Consider the following 20,755-nt stretch of genomic DNA (forward strand, 5'->3'; position numbering starts at 1 on the left):
CGCCGGCTGCTTTTAGGCCCAGCCGGGCCGACATGGTCGCCCCCGAGGGGGAGCTCGCCGCCGAGGTCGAACGGCTGGTCCGGCTGGCCGTCCGGCTCGGCGCCGCCGAGCCCGCGTACGCCGACCACCCGCCGCAGCGGCTGCGGGCCGCGCTGCAGCGCCTGCTCACCGGCTACCCCGCCTACCGCCCGTACGTCCGGCCCGGCGAGCCGCTGCCCGCCGCCTCCGCGGAGCAGCTGGACGAGGCGCTCGACGGCTCGGCCGACCCCACCGACCGGCTGGTCGCCGACCTCGCGGCCGGCCGGCTCGGCCGCGGCCCCGAGCAGGACGAGTTCGCCGCCCGGTTCGCCCAGACCGCCGCCGCGGTGGCCGCCAAGGGCGTCGAGGACACCGCCTTCTACCGCTGGAACGCGCTGCTGAGCCTCAACGAGGTCGGCGGCGAGCCCGCCCGGCCGGGCCTGCGGCCGGAGGACTTCCACGCCTGGTGCCACTACGTCGAACGGCACTGGCCGCACACCATGACCGTCCTCTCCACGCACGACACCAAGCGCAGCGCCGACGCCCGCGCCCGGCTCGCCGTCCTCGCCGAGCAGCCCCGGTCCTGGGCCGCGGAGGCCGCCGCCTGGTCCACCGCGGCCGGCCCGGGCGGGGACCGGGACAGCGACTGGCTGCTCTGGCAGACCCTGGTCGCCGCCTGGCCGGTCACCCCGGAACGGCTGGTCACCGCCGTCCTCAAGGCGGCCCGGGAGGCCAAGGTCCACACCTCCTGGACCACCCCCGACGTCCGCTTCGAGCGCGCCCTCGCCGACCGCGCCCGCGCCGTGTTCGGCCACCCCGGGCTGCTGCCCCGGGTCGAGGGGTACGTGAGCGCCCTCGCCCCGTACGCGCGGTCCAACACGCTCTCCGCCGCGCTGCTGCACCTCACCGTGCCCGGCGTGCCCGACCTCTACCAGGGCAGCGAGGAGCCGCTCCACACCCTGGTCGACCCGGACAACCGGGGCGTCGTCGACCTCGGGGCGCTGGCCGTCCGGCTCACCGACTCGCCCGCGACCCGGCCGGGTGACCCGGCCCGGGAGAAGCTGCACCTCACCACGACCGCGCTGCACCTGCGGAAGACCCGGGCCCTCGGCGCCCACCGGCCGCTGACCGCGGTCGGCCCCGCCGCCGACCACCTGCTCGCCTTCGGGCGCGGGGCGGACGTGGTCACCGCGGTCACCCGGCTGCCGTACGGCCTCGACCGGGCCGGCGGCTGGCGCACCACCGAGCTGCACCTGCCGGCCGGCGGCCGGTGGACGGACGAGCTCACCGAGCGCCACTTCCCGCCCGGCCCGGTACCGGTGGCCGACCTGCTGGCGGCGTACCCGGTGGCGCTGCTGACCAGAAGGAGCGAGGCATGACGCCCGACCACCCGGCCGGCCGCGCCGCGACCCACCGTGAGGCGACCGGACATGCCGGGGCACCGCGTGACGGGACCCCGCGTGAGGGGGCCCGCTACGAGGTCTGGGCCCCGTCGGCGGACGAGCTGGTCGAGGTGGCGGTCGACGGCACCCGCCACCCGCTGACTCGCGACCCCACCCGCGCCGGCTGGTGGCACGGCGACGCACCCGCCGGGGACTACGCGTTCGTGCTCGACGACGGCCGCCCGCTGCCCGACCCGCGCTCCCCCCGGCAGCCGCACGGCCCGGACGGCCCCAGCCGGGCCGTCGACCACACCGGGTTCCGCTGGTCACGGACCGACTGGCGCGGCCGGCCGCTGCCCGGCGCGGTGCTGTACGAGCTGCACGTCGGCACCTTCACCGCCGCCGGCACCTTCGAGGCGGCGACCCACCACCTCGACCACCTCGTCGACCTGGGCGTCGACTTCGTCGAACTGATGCCGGTCTGCCCGTTCCCCGGCAAGCACGGCTGGGGGTACGACGGCGTCTCGCTCTGGGCCGTGCACGAGCCCTACGGCGGACCGGAGGGCCTGAAGCGGTTCGTCGACGCCGCGCACCGCAAGGGCCTCGGCGTCGTCCTCGACGTCGTGCACAACCACCTCGGCCCGTCCGGCAACTACCTTCCCGCGTACGGCCCGTACTTCACCGACCGGCACCACACCCCCTGGGGCGCGGCGGTCAACCTGGACGCACCCGGCTCCGACGAGGTGCGCGCCTACCTGATCGGCAGCGCGCTCGCCTGGCTGCGCGACTACCGGATCGACGGCCTGCGGCTGGACGCCGTGCACGCCCTCGCCGACGACCGGGCCGTCCACTTCCTGGAGGAACTCGCCACCGAGGTCGACCGGTTGGCCACGGCTACCAACCGGCCGCTGTTCCTGATCGCCGAGTCCGACCTCAACGACCCGCGCACCACCACCCCGCGCGAGGCCGGCGGCCAGGGCCTCGCCGCCCAGTGGAGCGACGACTTCCACCACGCCCTGCACTGCGCCCTGACCGGCGAATCCCAGGGCTACTACGGCGACTTCGCCGAAACCCCACTGGCGGCGGTCGCCCGCACGCTCACCCGGGGGTACTTCCACGACGGCACCTGGTCCTCGTTCCGCGGGCGCCACCACGGCCGCCCGTTCCCGCCCGCCCACGGGCACCGGCTGCTCGGCTACCTCCAGACCCACGACCAGGTCGGCAACCGGGCGCTCGGCGACCGGATCTCCGCCACCCTCTCCCCCGGCCGGCTCGCCTGCGGCGCCGCACTGGTGCTCACCTCGCCGTTCACCCCGATGCTGTTCATGGGCGAGGAGTGGGGCGCCGCCACCCCCTGGCAGTACTTCACCGACCACACCGACCCGAACCTCGCCGAGGCCGTCCGCCGGGGCCGCCGACGGGAGTTCGCCGAACACGGCTGGGCCGCGGAGGCCGTACCGGACCCGCAGGAGCCCGCCACCGTGCTGCGCTCCGTCCTCGACTGGACCGAACCGCGAAGCGGACCGCACGCCGGACTGCTCGACTGGTACCGGACGCTGATCCGCCTGCGCCGCGGGACGCCGGAGCTCTCCGACCCCGATCTCGCGGCGGTCCGAACCGAGTTCGACGACGCCGCGGGGTGGCTGGTGGTGCACCGGGGGCGGTACCGGACGGCGGTCAACCTGGGCACGGCGCCCGTCACGGTGCCGCTCGGCGGCGAGGCGGAGGTGGTGGCCGGCTACGGCGGGTACGCGGTGGCGGGCGACGGCCTCACGCTGGAGCCCGACTCGGTCGCGCTGCTCCGCCGGTGACCCGGCCTCACCAGAGGAACGTGCCGATCCGCTCCCGCAGCGAGGCCGCGTCCAGGCCGTAGGCGGCCAGGTGCTCCGGGATCGACCCGTACTGCCGGTGCTCCCTGCGCGGCACGCCGAGGGCCAGCACGCGGTGCGGGCGGTCGGCGAGCGCGTCGTGCGCCTCGTTGGCGGAGGTCCCCGCCAGGTAGGGCTCGACCAGCACCACGTCCGCGTGCTGCTCGGTGGCGGCCCGCAGCCCGGCCGCGTCGAACGGCCGCACGGTCGCCGCGTACAGCACGGTGACGTCCAGGGTGGCGGTGGCCGCCAGGACCGCGTCCAGCATCGGGCCGACCGCGAGCACCACGCCCTTGGCGCCCCGGCGCACGGTGGTGAAGCGGCCCGGTTCGACCGGCACCGCGTGCTCGTTGCGGTGCCCCGAGAGCCGGACGTACACGTTGCGGTCGCCGTCCGCCACCGCGTGCCGCAGCAGCAGCTCCGCCTCGTCCGGGTGGCCGGGCACGTGAACCGTCCAGCCCGGGAGGGTGTCCAGCAGCGCGACGTCGCCCGGCGCCATGTGGGTACGCCCGCCGGCCGGCCAGTCGTACGAGCCGGCCGCGCTCACCAGTACGGCCCCGACGCTCTGGTGCACCAGGTCCAACTTGACCTGCTCGAAGGGGCGTTCCACCAGGAAGCTGGCGAAGGTGTGCGCGATCGGCCGCATCCCGGCGAGCGCCAGGCCGCCGGCCGTGCCGATGAGCAGCTGCTCCCGGATGCCCACGTTGATCACGCGGTCGGGGTGACGCCGGGCCGCCCCGGTGAAGCCGGCGGCGCTGACGTCGGCCAGGACGACGGCCAATCGCGGATCGTCCTCCAGCAGACGGGCGGTGAGGTCGACGAAGCGGTCGCGCATGGTGTCCATCGGTCGGGATTCCTTACCGTTCGGGGTGGTTCGGGGCGGGGTCGTTCGGGGCGGGGTGGTGCGGGCGTGGTGCGGGCGTGGTGCGGGCGTGGTTCCGGGGGTGCGGAGCGGCGGCGGGTGCGGGGGCGGGGAGGAGGGCCCGGGCGGCGGTCAGGAGTCCTTCGGCTCCACCCGGGCCACCACGACCCGCGGGCGGCCCGGGTGTTCGGCGGTGTACGCCGCGTACAGCGCCTCGTGGTCCCGCCCGTCCACCGTCTCGGCCGACCAGCCCTCGACGGCGAACCGGGCCGCGATGCCGCCCTCCCAGCCGTGCGTGGCGGAGGAGTTGTCGATCACCAGGACGTTCAGCCGGTCCAGCCCGTACGCACCGGCGAAGGCCACCGCCTCGTGGTTCGACCCCTCGTCGAACTCGGCGTCCCCGATCAGCACCCAGACCACCGGGTCGGTGAGCCCCTGGGCACGCAGCCCGAGCGCCGTGCCGACCCCCAGCGGCAGCCCGTGCCCGAGCGACCCGGAGCTGATCTCCACCCCGGGGATCAGCATCCGGTCCGGGTGGTGGCCGAGCGGCGAGTCGTACGCGCCGAAGCTCGGCAGCACCTCCGGCGCGATGAACCCCTTGGCGGCGAGCACCGCGTAGTACGCCATCGGGCCGTGCCCCTTGGAGAGCAGGAAGCGGTCGCGGTCCTGCTCCTCGGCCGTGGCCGGGGAGACCCTCAGCACCCGGTCGTAGAGCACCCAGAGGGCGTCGAGGGTGGAGGTGGCGGCCGGCCCGTGCTTCTCGTCGCCGGTCATCAGGGCCATCAGGCCCGGCAGGTCCGCGAAACCGGCGGTGGGAGTGGTGGTGGCGGTGGGGGTGGCGGGGCGGGTGCTCGTCGTCATGACCACGATGCTCCAACTTGAAGTCGACTTCAAGTCAAGCCGCTACAGTGATCCCATGACCGTCAACCCCCCGGGCCGCCACGACCTCCTCACCATCGGCCAGCTCTCCGAACGCAGCGGCCTCGCCACCTCCGCCCTGCGCTACTACGAGCGGATGGGGCTGATCCACGCCACCCGCACCACCGGCAACCAGCGCCGCTACGCCCGCGGCGCCCTGCGCCGGATCGCCTTCGTCCGCGCCGCCCAGCGGGTCGGCCTCTCCCTCGACGAGGCCAAGGTCGCCCTCGACCGCCTCCCCGAGCGCCGCGCGCCCAGCGGCGCCGAGTGGGACGGCGTCGCCCAGTCCTGGCAGAGCCGGATCGACGAGCAGATCGCCGAACTGGAACGCCTGAAGGCCAAGCTCACCGGCTGCATCGGCTGCGGCTGCCTCTCGCTCACCCGCTGCTCCCTCTACAACGCCGGCGACCGCGCCGCCGCCGGCGGCCCCGGCGCCCGCTACCTCCTCACCCGCGACCCCGCCACCGGCCCCGAGCCGGCCGCGCGGGAGCTCACGGAGTGACGACCCCAGGTCGGCCCGCCGACGTGCTGCGCCGCCACCCCGAGCGGGGTGGCGGCGCAGACCGGCCCGGGCGGGCCCGGTCGCCCGGGCCGGTCCCGGGTCAGGCGGTGTAGGTCACCCAACCCTGGATCGGTGTGGTGTTCGGCGGGCAGTAGACCCGCACGTTCATGAAGACCGTGTTCGGGCCGGAGGTGCGGGTGGTGCCGTCGGAGCAGCTGATGTTCACCCACCACTTGCTCGTGCCCCAGGCCGAGCAGGAGATGTTGTAGTACCACTGGTTACCGTCCGAGCCGAAGCTCCCGGTGCTGCAGTTCACGCCCTCGGTCCGGGTCGGGGACGCGGTCCGCGCCTCGGCGGCCGGGGCCGTGACGACGGCCACCGCCGCGATCCCGGCCAGCAGACAGCCCGCGATCCCGACCCTCTTGCCCCTGGTGTTCCCACGCACGATGGTTCCGCCCTCGTTTGTCGGTGGTGATGTGCCGCTGCGACCCGCGGCCGGACGGCGCTCCGGCGAGGGCGCCCCGCCGGAGACGCCTCGGCGACTATAGGGAGGGACCGTGAAGTTCCGCATATGACAGGGGAATTGTCGCCAGCACCCGCCGCCGACTGCCGCGTTCCCCGGCATCGCGCCGCACGGCCGGAACGGGCGGGACGCACCGGGCCGGGCGGGTCGCGCGGGTCGCGCATCCCACGCCCCGCCGCCCGCTCATCGACCGGAAGCCGCCACCGCCCCGGGACCGGCCGCGCGGACGGAGGAACACCCGGAGCCGCAGGACCACCCTGCGCCACGGGACCACCCCGAGCCACGGGAGCCCGCGCAGCCGCAGTCCGGGACGCGCCCCGTGCCCCCGATCAGGCGCGCAGCTCGGCCAGGTCCTCCGCACCGAGCACCAGACCGCCCGCCGCGAGGTTCTCCTCCAGGTGGTCGAGCGACCCGGTACCCGGAATCGCCAGCACCGACGGCGAGGCCGCCAGCAGCGCGCCGAGCGCCACCTGCGACGTGGTCGCGCCCACCCGGGCGGCCACCCGGCCGAGCCGTTCGAGGTCGAGCGGGACCCAACCCCCGCCGAGCGGGAAGTACGGCACGTACGCGATACCCGCCGCCTCGCAGGCGGCCAGCAGCCCCGGGCCGTTCTCGAACGAGTTCTGCACCGCCGCGACGGGCGCGACCGCCCGCGCCTCGGCGAGCTGGGCGGCGTCGACGTTGCTCACGCCCAGGTGCCGGATCAGCCCCTGCTCGCGGAGCCCGGCGAGGACCGCGAACCGCTCCGCGATCGACTCGGTGCCCGGCCCGGTCAGCCCGCCCACCCGCAGGTAGACCAGGTCCAGCCGGTCCAGCCCGAGGGCCCGCAGGTCCGCCTCCACCAGGCCGCGCAGGTCGCCGGGCCCCGCCTGCCCGATCGGCACGCCGTCCGGACCGGGCAGCGGACCGACCTTGGTCGCGATCACCAGGTCGTCCCGGTACGGGGCCAGGGCCCTGCGGATCAGTTCGTTCGCGCGCACCGCCCCGCGGTTGTAGAAGCCGGCCGTGTCGATGTGGTTCACGCCCAGCTCGACGGCGCGCCGGAGCACCGCGACACCGGTCGCCGGATCTCTCGGCGGGCCGTCGAACGTGCCGGCGGCGAGGCGCATCGCGCCGAAGCCGAGCCGGTTGACAGGGAGGTCGCCGCCGAGCGGGAACGTCGTGGTCGTCATGCGTGCCATGCTGTCCGCCGCCACGAACCCCGGCGAGACCGTGGCCAGTTGCTGCCAGACTGGACGGATGCGCAACGAGCAGGTGTTCTCGGTCCACGGCGACGCGGAACTGACCGCGCGCGCCGGCCATCTCTTCGAGTCCGCGCAGACCGAGTTCCTGTGCGCGGCCAGGGACCTCCGCACGTGGTCCCGGCCGGAGGCGAGGGCCGCGGTCCGGACCCGGCCGAGGGACACCGCCGCACCCGGCTTCACCACCCGCAAGCTCCTCAGCCCGGTCGCCCTCGCCGACGAGGAGGCCCGCGTCCACCTCCGGCTGGTGCAGGGCGCGGGCGCCCTCGTCCGGATCAGCGGCTCACCGCTGCCGCACGAGACCATCCTCATCGACCGGCGGGTGATGATCCTGGCCGGACGGGAGAACCCCGCCGGCCGCGAGTACACCGTGACCACGTCGCAGGCCCTGATCGACGGCGTGCACGCGCTGGTCCAAGCGGTCTGGGACAGCGCCGTCGACCTCGACGCCTACCTGTCCGGCGACGTCCCGCACCTCGACGCCGACGGCCGCACGATCCTCCGCTCCCTGGCCTCCGGGCTCACCGACGAGGTGGCGGCCCGGCGGCTCGGCCTCTCGCTGCGCACCTACCGGCGGCGGGTGGCCGAGCTGATGGCACGGCTCGAAGCCGGATCCCGCTTCCAGGCCGGCCTGCGCGCGGGAGAGTTGGGGCTGCGCCGGGCGTAGCCGCCGACGTGCGGCCCCGGCCCACCCCGGAGTGTCGTACCCGCCGCCTAGGCTCGGACGTACGGCCACCGAGCTTCCGACGGCGGTCGCGCACTTCCCGGAGAGGCCCCGCATGATCGTCGAACGCCTACGCGTCCACCCGCAGCTGCTCGGCGCGGACGACCGCGACGCGTGGCCGTGGACGGTCCCGTGCGTGCGCGCGCTCGTCGGGGCGGGGATCACCCTGCCCGCGCCGGTGACGTTCCTGGTCGGCGAGAACGGCAGCGGCAAGTCGACCGTCGCCGAGGCGGTGGCCGAGGCGTTCGGCCTGGACTCGTACGGCGGGCGCGGCGGTTCCCGGTACGCGTCGCCGCGCGCGAGGAGCGCCCTCGGCGAGCGCCTGCGCCTGGAGTACACCCCGCGCGGCCTCGCCATGGCCTCCGGCCCGCGCTCCGGGCGGCGCGGGTTCTTCCTGCGGGCGGAGTCGGCGATGCGGATGATGGCCGAGAAGCAGGGATGGCCCGGCTACTGGGAGGAGCGCACCGACCTGATGAGCCACGGCGAGGGGTTCCTCAGCGTCTTCGAGTCGATGTTCCGCGGGCCCGGCCTGTACGTGCTGGACGAACCGGAGGCGGCGCTCTCGTTCACCTCCAGCCTGCGGCTGGTCGCCCTGCTCCAGGAGTTGGGCCGGTCCGGCGCGCAGGTGGTCTGCGCGACCCACTCCCCGATCCTGGCCGCCACCCCGGACGCGGCGGTCCTGGAGGTCGGCGAGCACGGCATCCGGCCCACCCGCTGGCAGGACCTCGCCCTCGTCGACCACTGGCGCCGCTACCTCGAACGCCCGGAGGCCTACCTGCGGCACCTCACCTGAAGCCCTCCGCCCCGCTGCCTCACTGCCACACGGCCCCACCGTGCCGCCTCGGCCGTCCGTGCACGGCGGGTGCCCGGGTACGGTGATCGGGCGGGCGTCCGTCCGCGTCGACCACGTGACCTGCCGCCGGGGGGCTGCCGATGCTGATGACCGTCTGGAAGCGGCACGGGCTGATCTTCGGCGCGGGGGCGGTCTGCGTCCTGGTGAACGGTTCCGGCATCGGACCGCTGTGGATCACCGGCGTCGCCCTGCTGGCCCTCGGCGGACTGCTGCACTGGCTGCTGGTCCGACGCCAACGACCGCTCGCCGCACGGGAGCCGGTGGCGGTGGGCGTGCCCGTGACCGGTCGCTGGACGGCCCTCAACGGGCCCGCGACGAAGGTGCCGAGTCACACCCACAGCCACGCGCAGACGTACGCCATCGACCTCACGTACGCCCCGGGCGACGGCGAGGACCAGGGGCCGCCGTTCGCCACGGTCTGGCCGTTCGGGCGCCGCCCGGAACGCTTCCCGACCTTCGGCCGGCCTGTCCTGGCACCCGCCGACGGAGTGGTGGTGGCGGTGGAGGGCCGGATGCGCGACCACTGGTCGCGCACCTCGCTGCCCGGCTACGGGTTCCTCTACCCGGAGGGGTTCGTCCGGGGGCTGGGCCGGCCGCGCCACCTGTGGGGCAACCACGTGCTGCTGGACGTCGGCGACGGGGTGGTGGCCGGCTTCGCCCACCTGCGGCGCGGTTCGGTCACGGTCGCCGTCGGGGACCGGGTGCGGGCCGGGCAGCCGATCGGCGCATGCGGGAACTCGGGCAACTCCTCCGAACCGCACCTGCACTTCCAACTGATGGACGGCCCGGACCCGGTGACCGCGCGCGGGGTGCCGTTCCGGTGGGCCTACCTCGACGAGACCTCCGGCACCGAGCACACAGGGGTGCCGGAGGACACGACGCTGTTCAGTGGCCGCGTCTGAACCTTGCGTGCCTGGTCAGCCAGGGTGCGGAGGTCTGGATCCGGGAATGCCGTCCGGTTCGCCGTCACGGTGACGGCGAAACGAACGGCAGGTGAGCGTCCGGCCGGCCGAGTAGCGAACCGGACGTTCAGGTCCGCGCGTTCCCCGCTCCCGTGCCCGGGCCGGGCACGGGAGCGGGACGGCGTCACCTGCGGCCGGTGAGCACCATCGGCTGGTAGGTCGACGACTTCGGGGTGGTGCCGGCGCCCACAGCGGTCAACCGGCCGCCCGGCCCGGCCACCACCGCCTGGTAGGACAGGTCGGCGTAGCCGGGCACGGAGAGGTCGAGCGTCTCCCAGCGGCCGTGGGTGAAGCGCAGGCCGAGCGGCCGGTCCGGCCCGCCGCTCGTATCCCAGCCGACGGCGGCCATGCCGCCCGGGACGGCGGTGACCGACCACAGCTTGCCGGCCACGCCCTCCGGGGCGGCCACCGTGCTCCAGGAGCGGCCGTCGTAGTGGGCGACCAGCGGGTGGCCGCGGTCCTTGTCGGTGAGGACGGCCCGGCCCACCACCCACACGTCGTCGGGCCCGTTGGCCGCAACGCTCTGGTACTCGCCGTAGAGCCCGGTGAAGGCGGGGGCGGCGACCCTGGTCCAGTCCCGGCCGTCGTAGTGCAGCAGGACGGGCCGGTCGTCGGGGTAGGCGGTGTTCCCGACCGCCCAGACGTCGTCCGGCGCGATCTCGGTGACGGAGCTGAGCCACCAGTCCCCGTCGATCTCGGGAGCGGCGAGCCGGTGCCAGGCGGTACCGTCCCAACGTTCGATCAGTCCGGTGGTCCTGTACTCCACCGATTCGCTCCCGGGGACGGGCCCCGGGGTCCGGGAGGTGACGACCGCCGCACCACCGACCGCCCAGGCCCGGCCCGGCCGCGGCGCGGAGGCGCCGAGCAGATAGAGGGAGCCGATCTCGCCGGGCGGCGCCTCGACGGTGGTGCTGGTCCACGCGGTGCCGTCCCAGTGCTGGGCGAGGATCCGGCCGGTGCGCCGATCGCGATCGCCCACGAGCCAGGCGTCGCGCGGCGAACTGCCCGCCACCGCCGTCGCCCGGCCGGTGAAGTCTGTAACGGGGGAAGGGAGTTCACGCCAGGCACCGTTCCCTCCCACCCGCTCCGCGACCACCGGGGTGAACCCCGCCGCCTGGCCGGCCCCGGTGGTCCGGAAGCCGGCCGCCCAGGTGGTGCGGGCGTCGAGCTGCGCGCCGGAGCTGAGCACCGCGCCCTCGAACGGCAGCTTCGCCGGTGTGAAGCGCGCCCCCGCCCCCCGTGCGCCGTCCACCTGCACACCGTCGGCTTCCGGCGCCCCGGCCGCGGTGGCCGCGGTGGCCCCGGTGGCCGTCGCCGCCGTCAGCACGGTAGCCGCCAGTGCGGCCACGGCCCAGTTTCGTACTCGCCTCATGTGTCGATCCCCGGATTCCTCGGTAGGTGTCGCATCGCGGGGGCGCCATCGGCGTGATCGCGCCCCCGCCTAGGAGAGGCACCGGACCTGACGATCTGTTACACATCCGCGCCGCACCCACCGGGCCCGTCGTCGACGGCACCGGGATCGACGCCGGCCAGCCTCCCCGTCGGCGCCGTTCATCGACGCGGTGCCCGCGTTCGATCCGAGGGGCTCACGTCCGTGAGCATGATGCGGGTCCGCACGACGTCGCCGAGCGAGGCACCCGCTTCCGCGGGGGCGGCCTCGGCGATGTCCAGGCAGCGCACGGTCCGGGCGTGGACGTCGCCCGGGCCCACGGTCACGCCGTCGTCGCCGACGGGCGCGGTGCCGGCGACCGCGACGTAGGGGCCCCTGGGGACCGCCCGGGAGAAACCGATGCGGGGTTCGAGCGGGGAGCCGGAACCGATGGTCCGCCGCGGGGTGTTGTCCGTCGGGCCATGCCCCAAGGACGGGGACGGCCTACCGGGCGGCGCCGGGGGTGTCGGGAGTGTCGGCACCGGGGGCGTCGGCGCCCGTCCAGCCCAGGCGCAGGTGGTGCACGCCGTCCGGCAACAGGACCTGGAGCGACAACGGGCCGATGCCGGTGAGGTGTTCGGCGACGAAGCGGTCGGCGCCGGGACCGGTCAGGTAGCGCTCGAAGCGCTCCCACTGCACCCTGCCGAGCGGGCGGAACTGGAGGGCGAACCAGAGCGCGGAGAGGGCTCCCGGGAGGAGCGGGTAGGTGGTCGGGGGCAGGATGCCGCCGGTGATCTCGGCCGCGACCGGGCGGCGGTCCGTCACGCGGCACACTCGCCGGAGGCGGGAGCGGGCTCTGCGCGGGGGCGACCTCGACCCAGACGATCCTGCCGACGCCGTCGCGCGGGCAGCAACCCCACCGGCGGGCAAGGAGCTTGACCAGCAGGATGCCCCGCCCCGACTCGTCCTCCCCGCTGGCGGCGCGGAACACGGGACCGCGCTCCCCACGCGCATCGTGCACCTCGATCCGCAGGCGCCGCCGGTCGACGTGGAGCACGAGCCGGACCCGACGGCCGATCGGCGTGCCGTGGACGACGGCGTTGGTCACCAACTCGGTGACCAGCAGCCGCCCGGTGTCGAGGAAGCGCTCGCCGCCGGGGGCGTCGGCGAGCAGCCGTTCGAGGATCCGCCGGGCCTCCCCGGGCGAACGCCGGCTGCGCAGCAGCCAGCAGGAGAGGGAGGAGGCGGGGGAGGCGGAAGAGGGGGAGGTTCCGGACATGGCGGATTCACCTTCCAGGTACAGGGAGTTGAAGGCGTGGTGCTGCCACGAGGACGGCCGGGAGGGCAAAGGAATGCCCGGCGACCAGCCACCTTGATCACTCAGGCGAACCGTCGAGTTACTCCGCGTAGCGTGCACCTCAGGATGGATTGCCTGCAAGCGCAAGTCGCCAGCAATTGCAGCTTCAGCCATCATGGTTGAGGCTCTGGAAGGGGTGGCAGACTATGCAAGGACCCGAACAGCCAGGGAGTGTGACGAGTGAGCAGTCCGACCGTGCTGCGACGTAGGCTCGGCGGTGAGCTTGGCAAGTTGCGTGCGTCACGCGAGATGAATGCCAAGGATGTCGCCGCGGCCCTCGGCTGGTCCGCCTCCAAGCTGAGTCGCATCGAGAGCGGACTGGTCTCACTACAAGAACGTGACGCGGCGAAGCTGTTGGCCCACTACGGGGTCAGCTCACCCGAAGAGGTGAGACAGTTCCTCAGTCTGACTCGGCAGAGTCGTCAGCAGGGCTGGTGGCACGCCTACGGCGATGCATTGCCGGACTGGTTCCGGGCCTACGTCGGATTCGAAACGGACGCCACGAAGATCGTGACATACCAGTGTGAGCTGGTTCCTGGGTTACTCCAGACCGAGACGTACGCCCGACATGTCATCCGAGCGATGAATCCCACGGAGTCCACAGAAGAGGTCGAGCGCCGCGTGGCACTCCGAATGGACCGTCAGCACATTCTCAATCGACAGGATCCCCCGCAGTTCTGGGCCATCATCGGCGAAGCCGTCATACGGCGACCCGTCGGCAACGGGCCAGCCATGGCGGCACAGCTGAGGCATCTCGCGCTCATGGCGGATGAGAAGCCCAACATCACCATCCAGGTCCTCCCGTTTTCAGCCGGAGCACACGCGGCCATGGGAGCGTCGTTCTCTGTGCTGTCGTTCAGCGACATCCCTGGCAGCGTGGCCTACTCCGAGGCAACGACCAGCAGCACCTACACGGAACGGCCGGCCGAGGTCGCGCGCCATGAGGACACGTTCCTTCGTCTCATGGCTTCGTCCGTGCAGCCCGAGAAGTCCGTCACATGGTTGAGGAAAGTCGCAGAGGAGTACGAGACATGAAGCAGACCTTCGAACCCATCCAGTGGCGCAAGAGCACCTACAGCAATGGCCAAGGCGACTGCATCGAGATAGCCGACGGTCTCACGGGCCTCATCCCTGTCCGGGACAGCAAGGACCCCGACGGACCGGTCCTCGCCTTCACCCCCGACGCCTGGCGGGCCTTCATCACCGCCATCCACACCGGCGAACTCCCCACCCACACCTGACCAACCCAGCAGGCCGGCCCCCGGTCGGGTGGCACACGAAGGTTACGATCACGGACACGCCGTCCCCGCCCGTGATCGGAGTAGTGCTGCCGTGAGTTCCGCCCCGCCGGATCCTTCGACCCTTCACCCGATGCCCGAGCAACCCCGCGTGGTCCTCCTGAAGCCGCTGGTGACGTCCCCCCTGATCGAGGTGGGCGACTACACCTACTACGACGACCCGGACGACGCCACCGGCTTCGAGACCCGCAACGTCCTGTACCACTACGGTCCGGAGAAGCTGGTCATCGGCAAGTTCTGCGCGCTGGGCACCGGCGTGCGGTTCATCATGAACGGCGCCAACCACCGCATGGACGGCCCGTCGACCTTCCCGTTCCCCATCATGGGCGGCAGTTGGGCCGAACACTTCGACCTCCTCACCGGTCTCCCCGGCCGGGGCGACACCGTCGTCGGCAACGACGTCTGGATCGGCTACGGCGCCATGGTGATGCCCGGAGTCCGGATCGGCCACGGCGCCGTCGTCGCGTCCGGCGCCGTCGTCGTGAACGACGTCCCCGACTACGGCATCGTCGGCGGCAACCCGGCCGGACTCATCCGCACCCGCTACAGCGAACCCGACGTCGCCCGCCTGCTCGCTCTGGCCTGGTGGGACTGGCCGGCCGAACACCTCACACAGCACCTGCGCACCGTCATGTCCGGCTCCCCGGAGGCGCTCGAAGCCGCCGCGCCGGACAGGTGACCGCCCCCTCCGGCGGCGCGCGCCCGGGACTCTCCCCGTCTCACTGCCCCGGCGCCAGACCCAGGATCCCCGCCGCCCGGCTCGCCGCCGCCGGCCCGTCGGCGTGCACCGTGGTGATCCCCAACTCCTCCGCCGCAAGGAGGTTCGCGGGGTAGTCGTCCACGAAGACGCAGTCCTCGCCCGCCAGCCCCATCCTGTCCAGCGTGAGGCGGAAGATCTCCGGGTCGGGTTTGGCCAACCCCACGTCCCCGCTGATCACCTGCACGTCGAACAGATCCCACACCCCGGTGGCCACGTACGGGTTGTACGGATCCACCCCGTACGAGTTGGACAGCAGCGCCACCGCCAGCCCCGCCCGTCGCGCCGACTCCACCAGGGCCACCATCTCCGGTACGGCCCGCACCTCCGCGTGGGCCCGGCCCATCAGGTCCTCGTGCTCGATCCCGCCCAGCAGTTCCGCCGTCCGCAGGTTCCACTCCGCCTGCGAGATCCGGCCCAACTCCAGCTCCACGTACAGCGCCCGCCCCGCCGGGTCGTCCACGAGCGCGCGGCGCCACGCGTCCGACGGCAGCCCCTGCCGATCGCACCACGCCCGCACGGACAGTCCGAGCGGAGTGCTCAGCACGCCCGCGAAGTCGACGATCAAACCGCGATAGGCCATCCCGCTCCCCCTGGTGAGTCGTTCCTCCCTCCCCGGTACCCGGCCCCGCGCCGTCGGACTCCACACGCGAGCTCGTCCGTCGGGGCCGGCACTCACGGCCGTGCGCCCATGCCCGGGCACCCGTCGGCTTCTCGCTGTTCGACGCCGCCGATCACCCTGATCAGCGCAGGATCCCGCACAGGAAGTCGGACCGGCCGACCACCGGCGCAAGCCGCCTCCGTCGTGCGCTCTGCGAGGACCGACACACCGCCGACGGGCCGCCGTCACCGTCGCTGTGGAGCCCGGCGAGCCGACCCGGCCACGAACCGTCCGGAAAGACCCCGCACAGGAAGTCGACCGATCCGACGTCCTGTGCGGGGCGGCGCGCGGGCGTCCCGAGCCGCAGCGGGACCGCTACCGCGTCTCCTGCCTCAGGAGCCCTGCCGGCGACGGGATCCGCCCCCTCGCCAGGGACCGGACCCTCACCACGGCGGCGCCGACCGCTACGGCGGCCATGGCGAGGCCCGCGCCCGCCAGGACCTGGCGCGGGCCGAGGACGGCCGTCAGCGGGCCGCCCAGCGCGGTGCCCACCGGGCCCGCCGTCAGCAGGACGGAGGCGCGCAGGGCCAGCACGGCGGTCAGGGCGGCCGGCGGCACACCGTCCTGGAACAGGCTGAGCGCCAGCGCGCTGTACGGCCCGTAAACCACCCCGGCCAGGGCGAAGCCGACGACCGAGGACCAGCTCGGCCCGTGCAGGGCGAACGGCAGCATGGCCAGGCCGTGGGCGGCGACGATGCCCAGCAGCATCGGCCACACCGGCAGCCGCCGCAGCGCGCCGACGGCCAGGGTGCCGAGCGCCGCCCCCAGGCCGAAGGCCGTCCAGTAGAGGCCGAGGAGCCCCGGTCCGGCGTGCAGGTCCTGCCCGACGAACAGCGGCAGGGCGACCTCCACCGGGCCGTAGAACAGGTTGAACAACCAGGTCAACGCCAGCAGTCCGAGCAGCCCGGGCCGGGTCCGCAGGACGCGCAGGCCCTCGCCCGAGCGACGCGGTCCGGCGGGCGGCGCCACTGCCGCCGCCACGCCGTCCTCCCGCCCCTCTTCCTCCCGGCCCTCTCCCCTGCCGTCCGGACGGCCCGAGCGGACGGCCAGGACGGCCAGGACCGCGAAGGAGAGCGCGTCCAGCCCGATCAGCCACGCCGGGGCGACGGCCACCGCCAGCGCCCCGGCGAGCGCCGGTCCGGCGACGGTGGCGACCCAGGTGCTCGTGCTCAGCAGGACGTTCGCCGCCAGCCGCTGCCCGGGCGGCACGGCCTCGGCCACCAACGCGTACTTGGCGCTGCTGCCCCACGCGTGCAGCAGGGACGAGCCGGCGAGCAGCGCCAGGTAGAGCGCCGGGCCGAGCACCCCGAGCGCCCACGCGAGGGGGACGCAGCCGAGGAGGACGGCCCTGGTCCAGGCGTCGGCCCGGATCAGCCGCCGCGCGGGCAGGCCGCGCAGCCACCGGCCGAGCAACAGCCCGCCGGCGGCGCCCGGCAGGACGTAGGCGGCGACGGCCGCGCCCACCAGCAGGCCGGAGCCGCCGGGCGGGGCCAGTTGCAGCGCGAGCCACGCCACCGCGACCACGCTCATTCCGTCGCCGAGGTCGGACACCGCGAAGGCGGGCAGCAGCCGCCGGAACGGTCCGCGCCGTTCGAACAGCGGCCGGTAGTCCCGGGGCAGCCCGGAGCGCAGGGCAGATGAGATCATGCGGGCCAGGCAAGCGGTTCACGCGCGCTTGAAGTCAAGCCGGTCCGAGAGGAATGCCGTGCGGTACCTGGCCATCGGGGAGCTGGCCCGGCAGGCGGGGCTGCGGCCGTCCGCCCTGCGCTACTACGAGAGCCTCGGGCTGCTGCCGGCCGCCCGCCGTGAGGGCGGTCGCCGGGTCTGGCCCGCCGCGACGCTGCGGCGCCTCGCGCTGATCCGGATGTCCCGGCGCGCCGGTTTCACGCTCGCCGAGATCCGCCGGCTCCTGGACGACGCCCCCGACCGGGGCGCCACTCGTCAGTGGCGCGAGCTGGCCGAACGCAAGCTGCCCGAACTCGACCGGGTCGTCCGCGAGACGCAGCAACTGCGCGCCGCCGTCGCCGCCTGTCTCGCCTGCGGCTGCATGAACTTCACCGACTGCGAACTCCTCTCGGCCGCACCGGCCGCACCGGCCGCACCGGCCGCCGGGTTCGAGCAGGGCCCGGAGCAAGGCCCGGAGCAGCGCCCGAGGCAAGGACCGAAGCAGGCCGGCGCGTCGTCCTGACCGGGCCCGCGAACGAGACCGAACGTCTATCCGGACCTCCTGTCCCCGCCACTCCGCCGCACCGCCGGAAGGCCCGTTCCCGGCCTCCGGGAACACCCCCTCCGGGCCACGGACCCCACCCGTGGACCCGCCCGTCGATCCGTCCGCGGGCCCGCCCGGAGGCTGCCCCACAGGCCCTTCCGGGCAGCCGGACCGGGGATGGTCGGACGCCCTCGAACTCCTGGGCTGTCCTTCGGATCCCCCTTCGGAAGGCAGCCTTTGAACCGCGACATCCGTACCGTCGAAGACGTCCTCACCCTCCTCGACCGGCTGTTCCTCCCGGAGGCCGACCGCTGGACGGACGACGCCTCGGGCTGGTGGGACGACTTCCACGCCGACCGGTCCTCCGGGCGCCCGTTCTTCGTCCCGAAGCCCGACGAGAACCTCGTCTCCTACCTGGACCGCGGTCTCCTCGCCCCCGGCGGCCGGGCGCTCGACCTCGGTTGCGGGGCCGGGCGGAACGCGATCCACCTGGCGTCGCAGGGCTTCGAAGTGGACGCCGTCGACCTCTCGGCGACCGCCGTCGCCCGGGCCCGGGAGCGGGCGGACGAGGCGGGCGCGGCGGTCCGGTTCCACTGCGGCAACGTCTTCGGCCCCGAACTCCCGCTCACCCGCTACGACCTGGTGTACGACTCCGGTTGCCTGCACCACCTCCCGCCGCACCGGCGGGTCAGCTACCTCGCGCTCCTCGACCGTGTCCTCGTTCCCGGCGGGTCCTTCGTCGTCAACTGCTTCGCGGCCGGGGCCACGGGGTCGGAGCTGCCCGACGCCGAGCTGTACCGCAACGGCCGGCTGGACGGCGGGCCGGCCTTCACGGCCGACGAACTGCGCCGGCTCCTCACGGACTTCACTGAGGTCGAGATCCGTCCGATGGTCCCGCAGCCGCCGGAGTCCGGGCTCTCCGGCATCCCCGTCCTGCTCACCGCCCTCTTCCGGCGCCCACCGCAGGCGTGACGGCCCCGCGCGCGCCCCTACGGACGGCGCGTGCGGACGATCCCACGCGGGCGGCCCCGCGCGGGACGGCGCGTGCAGGCAGGGTGTGCGGGCGGGGCGTGCGACGCCCGGCGACGGCGCACGCCCTCCCGGGCCGAGCGGATCCGCCCTACCCTGAACCCGGTCGGTGAAAGGGGGTCGGGATGCCCGCCGACGAAGCGGCTCGGGACGCGGCCGTCCAGCGCGCTCTCGCCTTCCTCCACCGGGCCCTCGGCCCGGACGGCCTGCCGCCCGCCCTCGTCGCCGCCGACCGGGATCTGCGCGCGCCGCTGACCGGGATCGAGGCCCGCCGGTACCTGTTCGCCGCCCACGGCGCCGACCTCGGGTTCGAACCGGACCACGAGGGGTTCTCCGCGATGTGGGGCCTGGCGCTGCTGGCGCCGGACAGCGACCGGTCCGAGGAGCGCGAGCTGGTCGCCGCACTCGCCCGCCAGGTCGAGCGGTACCGCGCGGGGCACCGGTACCGCTGCTTCCCGCTCGGCGCGCCGTTCCCGGCCGATACGGACAGCACCGCCGTCGCCCTCGGCGGGCTGGTCCGGCACGGGCTGGTCGCACCCCACCGGACCGCGGCCGTCGCCCGGGAGCTGCTGGGAGCCGGGCAGCCCAACGGTCTCGGCCCCGCAGCGGTCCCGGTCCCCGTCTACTGGCACGACGAGGCCGCCCCGCCGCACGGTCTCCGGTACGACGCCGTCGCCGCCGCCAACGTCCTCCACGCGCTCCGACTCCCGGGCGCACGCGCCACGTTGCCGCACCCGGCCGCCGAGGCGACGCTCCGGTACGTCCGGCGGGAGGTGCACGGTTCCACCACCCGCTACTACCCCTCCCCCGAGGCGCTGTTCCACTCCGCCGCGCGTGCGGCGGCCGTCCACACCGCCCTCCTCGGGCCGGTCCGCCGGGCGGTCGTCGCCCGGGCCCGGCCGCTCCCCCCGGCGCCGCTCGACCTGGCGCTGCTGACGATCGCCGCCGAGTACGCGGAGGTCCCCGACGGCCGGCCCGAGTACCGCCGCCGGCTGATCGGGGCCCAGCGCGCGGACGGTTCCTGGCCTGCCCGCGCGTACTTCCGTGCCGGACGCCTGCCGCTGTACTTCGGCTCGCCGCACCTCAGCACCCTGTTCGCCCTGCGCGCCCTGCGGCCGGAGCAGGGCCGCGAGCCGCGATGACCGCCGGGGTGGCCGTCTTCCCGCCGCCACCCGCGCCCCGCCCGAAGCGGGGACCGGACCCAGGCCCAGACCCAGGCCCGAGCCCATGACCTCCGACGCCCCGGACGTCCTGCTCACGCCCTACCGCGGCGCCCTGACCGGCCCCCTGCGCCGCCGCCTCGCCCGCGCCCTGCTCGGCGAGGCGCTGGCCTCCTGCGCCTGCGGGCGCGGCGCGGCCCGGCACGCCCTGGAGTCGGTCTACGCCGCCGTGTTCTCCGCGCCCTGCGGACCGGCCGGCGCAGGCTTCGCGGAACACCTGGCGGTGGCCCGCTACGTCGTCCTGTTCTTCCTCGTCGACGACGGCCCGGCCGGCGAGGCCCGCGCACTGGCCGACCGGCTGCGCCGCGGGGACGAGAGCGGTGAGGACGAGCCCGGCCGCCAACTGCGTGCCCTGCTGGACGGGTTGCGGGCGCGCGGGGCTGACCGGGACCGCCTGGTCGCGCTGCTCGCGGACTTCTGCTCCGCCGTCGCCGAGGAGGCGGCGGCCGACCTCGCCGCCGAGCCGCTGCCACCGGACCGGCTGCTGCACCTGCGGGCACGCACGATCGGCGTCCTCCCGTACGCCGAGTGCCTGCGGCTGGTGCAGGGTCTGCCGCCGCCGGACCCGGGCTCCGCCGACGACCGCCTCGTCGTGACCGCCGTCGAGGCGGTGTACCTGGCCAACGACCTCTTCTCGGCCGCCGTCGAGGGCCGTGCGGGGCCGCGCCCGCCGTCGGGCAACACCGTGCTCGCCCTCGCCCGCTCGGGCGAGGGTCCACGCGCGGCGGCGGAGGGCGCCGTCGCCCGGTACAACGAGCTCGTGCGGGGCCTCGCCGCCGCGCAGGACCGTCCGTTCGCGGTGCTGCTGGCCCGTGTCGTGGACGGGAACCGCGCCGCGTACGGGGAACTGGCCGCGACCCGCTACCCGGGCGCGCCGCTGGAGCTCCTGCCCCTGCTGGACCGCGTCCGCCCGGACGACCCGCCCTCCTGAGCCCCCGCGTCGCTCGGCCCCGCCGACGATCGCGGCCCCGGGAGCGCCACGGCCACCCGGGGCCGCGATCG

At 74.7% G+C, this 20,755-nt stretch carries 22 protein-coding genes and 1 pseudogene; 13 read left to right on the forward strand and 10 right to left on the reverse strand.

Annotated elements, in window-relative coordinates; all coding sequences use genetic code 11:
• Positions 1–32 precede the first annotated feature (32 nt).
• Together ABZY91_RS36595 and treZ are read left to right on the forward strand one after the other, a co-directional pair.
• A complete protein-coding gene (locus ABZY91_RS36595; protein ID WP_355407861.1) occupies positions 33–1,397 on the forward strand; it encodes a hypothetical protein in 1,365 nt (454 codons plus the stop codon).
• A complete protein-coding gene (gene treZ / locus ABZY91_RS36600; protein WP_355407863.1) occupies positions 1,394–3,211 on the forward strand; it encodes a malto-oligosyltrehalose trehalohydrolase in 1,818 nt (605 codons plus the stop codon). The genes ABZY91_RS36595 and treZ overlap by 4 nt, the downstream gene beginning before the upstream one ends.
• 7 nt (positions 3,212–3,218) lie before the next feature.
• Here treZ and ABZY91_RS36605 read toward each other — a convergent pair whose 3' ends face one another.
• Positions 3,219–4,112: a transketolase C-terminal domain-containing protein gene (locus ABZY91_RS36605; protein WP_355407865.1), complete on the reverse strand. Its 894-nt coding sequence runs from the start codon at positions 4,110–4,112 to the stop codon at positions 3,219–3,221.
• 150 nt (positions 4,113–4,262) lie between these two features.
• Positions 4,263–4,991 carry a transketolase gene (locus ABZY91_RS36610; RefSeq protein WP_355407867.1) on the reverse strand — a complete coding sequence of 243 codons (729 nt, stop codon included), beginning with the start codon at positions 4,989–4,991 and terminating at the stop codon, positions 4,263–4,265.
• 55 nt (positions 4,992–5,046) lie between these two features.
• On the opposite strand from ABZY91_RS36610, the gene soxR reads away from it, so the two are divergent.
• The gene (soxR, locus tag ABZY91_RS36615) at positions 5,047–5,550 is read left to right on the forward strand and encodes a redox-sensitive transcriptional activator SoxR (protein ID WP_329952110.1); all 504 of its coding nucleotides are present in this window, start codon (positions 5,047–5,049) and stop codon (positions 5,548–5,550) included.
• Between the two features lie 100 nt (positions 5,551–5,650).
• On the opposite strand, the gene ABZY91_RS36620 is transcribed toward soxR, so the two are convergent.
• Positions 5,651–5,995, reverse strand: a complete 345-nt coding sequence (locus ABZY91_RS36620) for a hypothetical protein (protein WP_355407869.1) — start codon at positions 5,993–5,995, stop codon at positions 5,651–5,653.
• A gap of 407 nt (positions 5,996–6,402) precedes the next feature.
• Positions 6,403–7,245 (reverse strand): oxidoreductase, encoded by an 843-nt coding sequence (locus ABZY91_RS36625; RefSeq protein ID WP_355407871.1) that lies wholly within the window; start codon positions 7,243–7,245, stop codon positions 6,403–6,405.
• 67 nt (positions 7,246–7,312) lie between these two features.
• Here ABZY91_RS36625 and ABZY91_RS36630 point away from each other — a divergent pair, with 67 nt between their 5' ends.
• The 3 genes from ABZY91_RS36630 to ABZY91_RS36640 all read left to right on the forward strand — a co-directional run bounded on the left by ABZY91_RS36630 (position 7,313) and on the right by ABZY91_RS36640 (position 9,793).
• On the forward strand, positions 7,313–7,981 hold the full coding sequence (locus ABZY91_RS36630) for a DNA-binding response regulator (protein ID WP_355407873.1): 669 nt from the start codon (positions 7,313–7,315) through the stop codon (positions 7,979–7,981).
• A 112-nt stretch (positions 7,982–8,093) separates the two neighbouring features.
• On the forward strand, positions 8,094–8,831 hold the full coding sequence (locus tag ABZY91_RS36635; RefSeq protein WP_355407875.1) for an ABC transporter: 738 nt from the start codon (positions 8,094–8,096) through the stop codon (positions 8,829–8,831).
• 140 nt (positions 8,832–8,971) lie between these two features.
• Complete coding sequence (locus tag ABZY91_RS36640) at positions 8,972–9,793, forward strand: M23 family metallopeptidase (protein ID WP_355407877.1); 822 nt, start codon at positions 8,972–8,974, stop codon at positions 9,791–9,793.
• A 184-nt stretch (positions 9,794–9,977) separates the two neighbouring features.
• Here ABZY91_RS36640 and ABZY91_RS36645 read toward each other — a convergent pair whose 3' ends face one another.
• The 4 genes and pseudogenes from ABZY91_RS36645 to ABZY91_RS36660 form a co-directional block, all read right to left on the reverse strand.
• On the reverse strand, positions 9,978–11,225 hold the full coding sequence (locus ABZY91_RS36645) for a hypothetical protein (RefSeq protein ID WP_355407879.1): 1,248 nt from the start codon (positions 11,223–11,225) through the stop codon (positions 9,978–9,980).
• Between the two features lie 179 nt (positions 11,226–11,404).
• On the reverse strand, positions 11,405–11,713 hold the full coding sequence (locus ABZY91_RS36650; RefSeq protein ID WP_355407881.1) for a Rid family hydrolase: 309 nt from the start codon (positions 11,711–11,713) through the stop codon (positions 11,405–11,407).
• A gap of 13 nt (positions 11,714–11,726) precedes the next feature.
• A complete protein-coding gene (locus ABZY91_RS36655) occupies positions 11,727–12,047 on the reverse strand; it encodes a hypothetical protein (RefSeq protein ID WP_355407883.1) in 321 nt (106 codons plus the stop codon).
• Positions 12,048–12,111: 64 nt separating this feature from the next.
• Positions 12,112–12,696: pseudogene (locus ABZY91_RS36660) on the reverse strand (ATP-binding protein); the annotation flags it as partial.
• Positions 12,697–12,759: 63 nt separating this feature from the next.
• On the opposite strand from ABZY91_RS36660, the gene ABZY91_RS36665 reads away from it, so the two are divergent.
• The 3 genes from ABZY91_RS36665 to ABZY91_RS36675 all read left to right on the forward strand — a co-directional run bounded on the left by ABZY91_RS36665 (position 12,760) and on the right by ABZY91_RS36675 (position 14,556).
• Positions 12,760–13,614, forward strand: a complete 855-nt coding sequence (locus ABZY91_RS36665; RefSeq protein ID WP_355407885.1) for a helix-turn-helix transcriptional regulator — start codon at positions 12,760–12,762, stop codon at positions 13,612–13,614.
• Complete coding sequence (locus ABZY91_RS36670; RefSeq protein ID WP_329879174.1) at positions 13,611–13,820, forward strand: DUF397 domain-containing protein; 210 nt, start codon at positions 13,611–13,613, stop codon at positions 13,818–13,820. Before ABZY91_RS36665 ends, ABZY91_RS36670 begins: the two co-directional genes overlap by 4 nt.
• A 130-nt stretch (positions 13,821–13,950) precedes the next feature.
• Complete coding sequence (locus tag ABZY91_RS36675) at positions 13,951–14,556, forward strand: CatB-related O-acetyltransferase (protein ID WP_355407887.1); 606 nt, start codon at positions 13,951–13,953, stop codon at positions 14,554–14,556.
• Between the two features lie 40 nt (positions 14,557–14,596).
• Here the strand turns inward: ABZY91_RS36675 and ABZY91_RS36680 are convergent, their stop codons facing one another.
• Positions 14,597–15,217, reverse strand: coding sequence for an HAD family phosphatase (locus ABZY91_RS36680; RefSeq protein ID WP_355407889.1), 621 nt, complete (start codon positions 15,215–15,217; stop codon positions 14,597–14,599).
• Between the two features lie 393 nt (positions 15,218–15,610).
• Positions 15,611–16,942 carry an MFS transporter gene (locus tag ABZY91_RS36685; protein WP_355407891.1) on the reverse strand — a complete coding sequence of 444 codons (1,332 nt, stop codon included), beginning with the start codon at positions 16,940–16,942 and terminating at the stop codon, positions 15,611–15,613.
• A gap of 58 nt (positions 16,943–17,000) precedes the next feature.
• Here ABZY91_RS36685 and ABZY91_RS36690 point away from each other — a divergent pair, with 58 nt between their 5' ends.
• The 4 genes from ABZY91_RS36690 to ABZY91_RS36705 all read left to right on the forward strand — a co-directional run bounded on the left by ABZY91_RS36690 (position 17,001) and on the right by ABZY91_RS36705 (position 20,684).
• Entirely contained in the window at positions 17,001–17,483 is a 483-nt protein-coding gene (locus ABZY91_RS36690) for a MerR family transcriptional regulator (protein ID WP_355407893.1), read from the forward strand.
• A 258-nt stretch (positions 17,484–17,741) separates the two neighbouring features.
• Positions 17,742–18,476, forward strand: a complete 735-nt coding sequence (locus ABZY91_RS36695) for a methyltransferase domain-containing protein (protein WP_355407895.1) — start codon at positions 17,742–17,744, stop codon at positions 18,474–18,476.
• Positions 18,477–18,658: 182 nt separating this feature from the next.
• On the forward strand, positions 18,659–19,675 hold the full coding sequence (locus tag ABZY91_RS36700) for a hypothetical protein (protein WP_355407897.1): 1,017 nt from the start codon (positions 18,659–18,661) through the stop codon (positions 19,673–19,675).
• Positions 19,676–19,760: 85 nt separating this feature from the next.
• Positions 19,761–20,684: a terpene synthase family protein gene (locus ABZY91_RS36705; protein ID WP_355407899.1), complete on the forward strand. Its 924-nt coding sequence runs from the start codon at positions 19,761–19,763 to the stop codon at positions 20,682–20,684.
• The last annotated feature ends 71 nt before the right edge of the window (positions 20,685–20,755 follow it).

This window comes from Kitasatospora sp. NPDC002965 (genome assembly GCF_040611255.1).
Taxonomy (GTDB): domain Bacteria; phylum Actinomycetota; class Actinomycetes; order Streptomycetales; family Streptomycetaceae; genus Kitasatospora.

Bases quoted from the DNA above. Each gene is read 5' to 3' on its own strand.
- ABZY91_RS36595 (WP_355407861.1), top strand. From the start codon at position 33: ATGGTCGCCCCCGAGGGGGAGCTCGCCGCCGAGGTCGAACGGCTGGTC.
- treZ (WP_355407863.1), top strand. From the start codon at position 1,394: ATGACGCCCGACCACCCGGCCGGCCGCGCCGCGACCCACCGTGAGGCG.
- ABZY91_RS36605 (WP_355407865.1), bottom strand. From the start codon at position 4,112: ATGGACACCATGCGCGACCGCTTCGTCGACCTCACCGCCCGTCTGCTG.
- ABZY91_RS36610 (WP_355407867.1), bottom strand. From the start codon at position 4,991: ATGACGACGAGCACCCGCCCCGCCACCCCCACCGCCACCACCACTCCC.
- soxR (WP_329952110.1), top strand. From the start codon at position 5,047: ATGACCGTCAACCCCCCGGGCCGCCACGACCTCCTCACCATCGGCCAG.
- ABZY91_RS36625 (WP_355407871.1), bottom strand. From the start codon at position 7,245: ATGACGACCACGACGTTCCCGCTCGGCGGCGACCTCCCTGTCAACCGG.
- ABZY91_RS36630 (WP_355407873.1), top strand. From the start codon at position 7,313: ATGCGCAACGAGCAGGTGTTCTCGGTCCACGGCGACGCGGAACTGACC.
- ABZY91_RS36635 (WP_355407875.1), top strand. From the start codon at position 8,094: ATGATCGTCGAACGCCTACGCGTCCACCCGCAGCTGCTCGGCGCGGAC.
- ABZY91_RS36640 (WP_355407877.1), top strand. From the start codon at position 8,972: ATGCTGATGACCGTCTGGAAGCGGCACGGGCTGATCTTCGGCGCGGGG.
- ABZY91_RS36645 (WP_355407879.1), bottom strand. From the start codon at position 11,225: ATGAGGCGAGTACGAAACTGGGCCGTGGCCGCACTGGCGGCTACCGTG.
- ABZY91_RS36670 (WP_329879174.1), top strand. From the start codon at position 13,611: ATGAAGCAGACCTTCGAACCCATCCAGTGGCGCAAGAGCACCTACAGC.
- ABZY91_RS36675 (WP_355407887.1), top strand. From the start codon at position 13,951: ATGCCCGAGCAACCCCGCGTGGTCCTCCTGAAGCCGCTGGTGACGTCC.
- ABZY91_RS36680 (WP_355407889.1), bottom strand. From the start codon at position 15,217: ATGGCCTATCGCGGTTTGATCGTCGACTTCGCGGGCGTGCTGAGCACT.
- ABZY91_RS36685 (WP_355407891.1), bottom strand. From the start codon at position 16,942: ATGATCTCATCTGCCCTGCGCTCCGGGCTGCCCCGGGACTACCGGCCG.
- ABZY91_RS36700 (WP_355407897.1), top strand. From the start codon at position 18,659: ATGCCCGCCGACGAAGCGGCTCGGGACGCGGCCGTCCAGCGCGCTCTC.
- ABZY91_RS36705 (WP_355407899.1), top strand. From the start codon at position 19,761: ATGACCTCCGACGCCCCGGACGTCCTGCTCACGCCCTACCGCGGCGCC.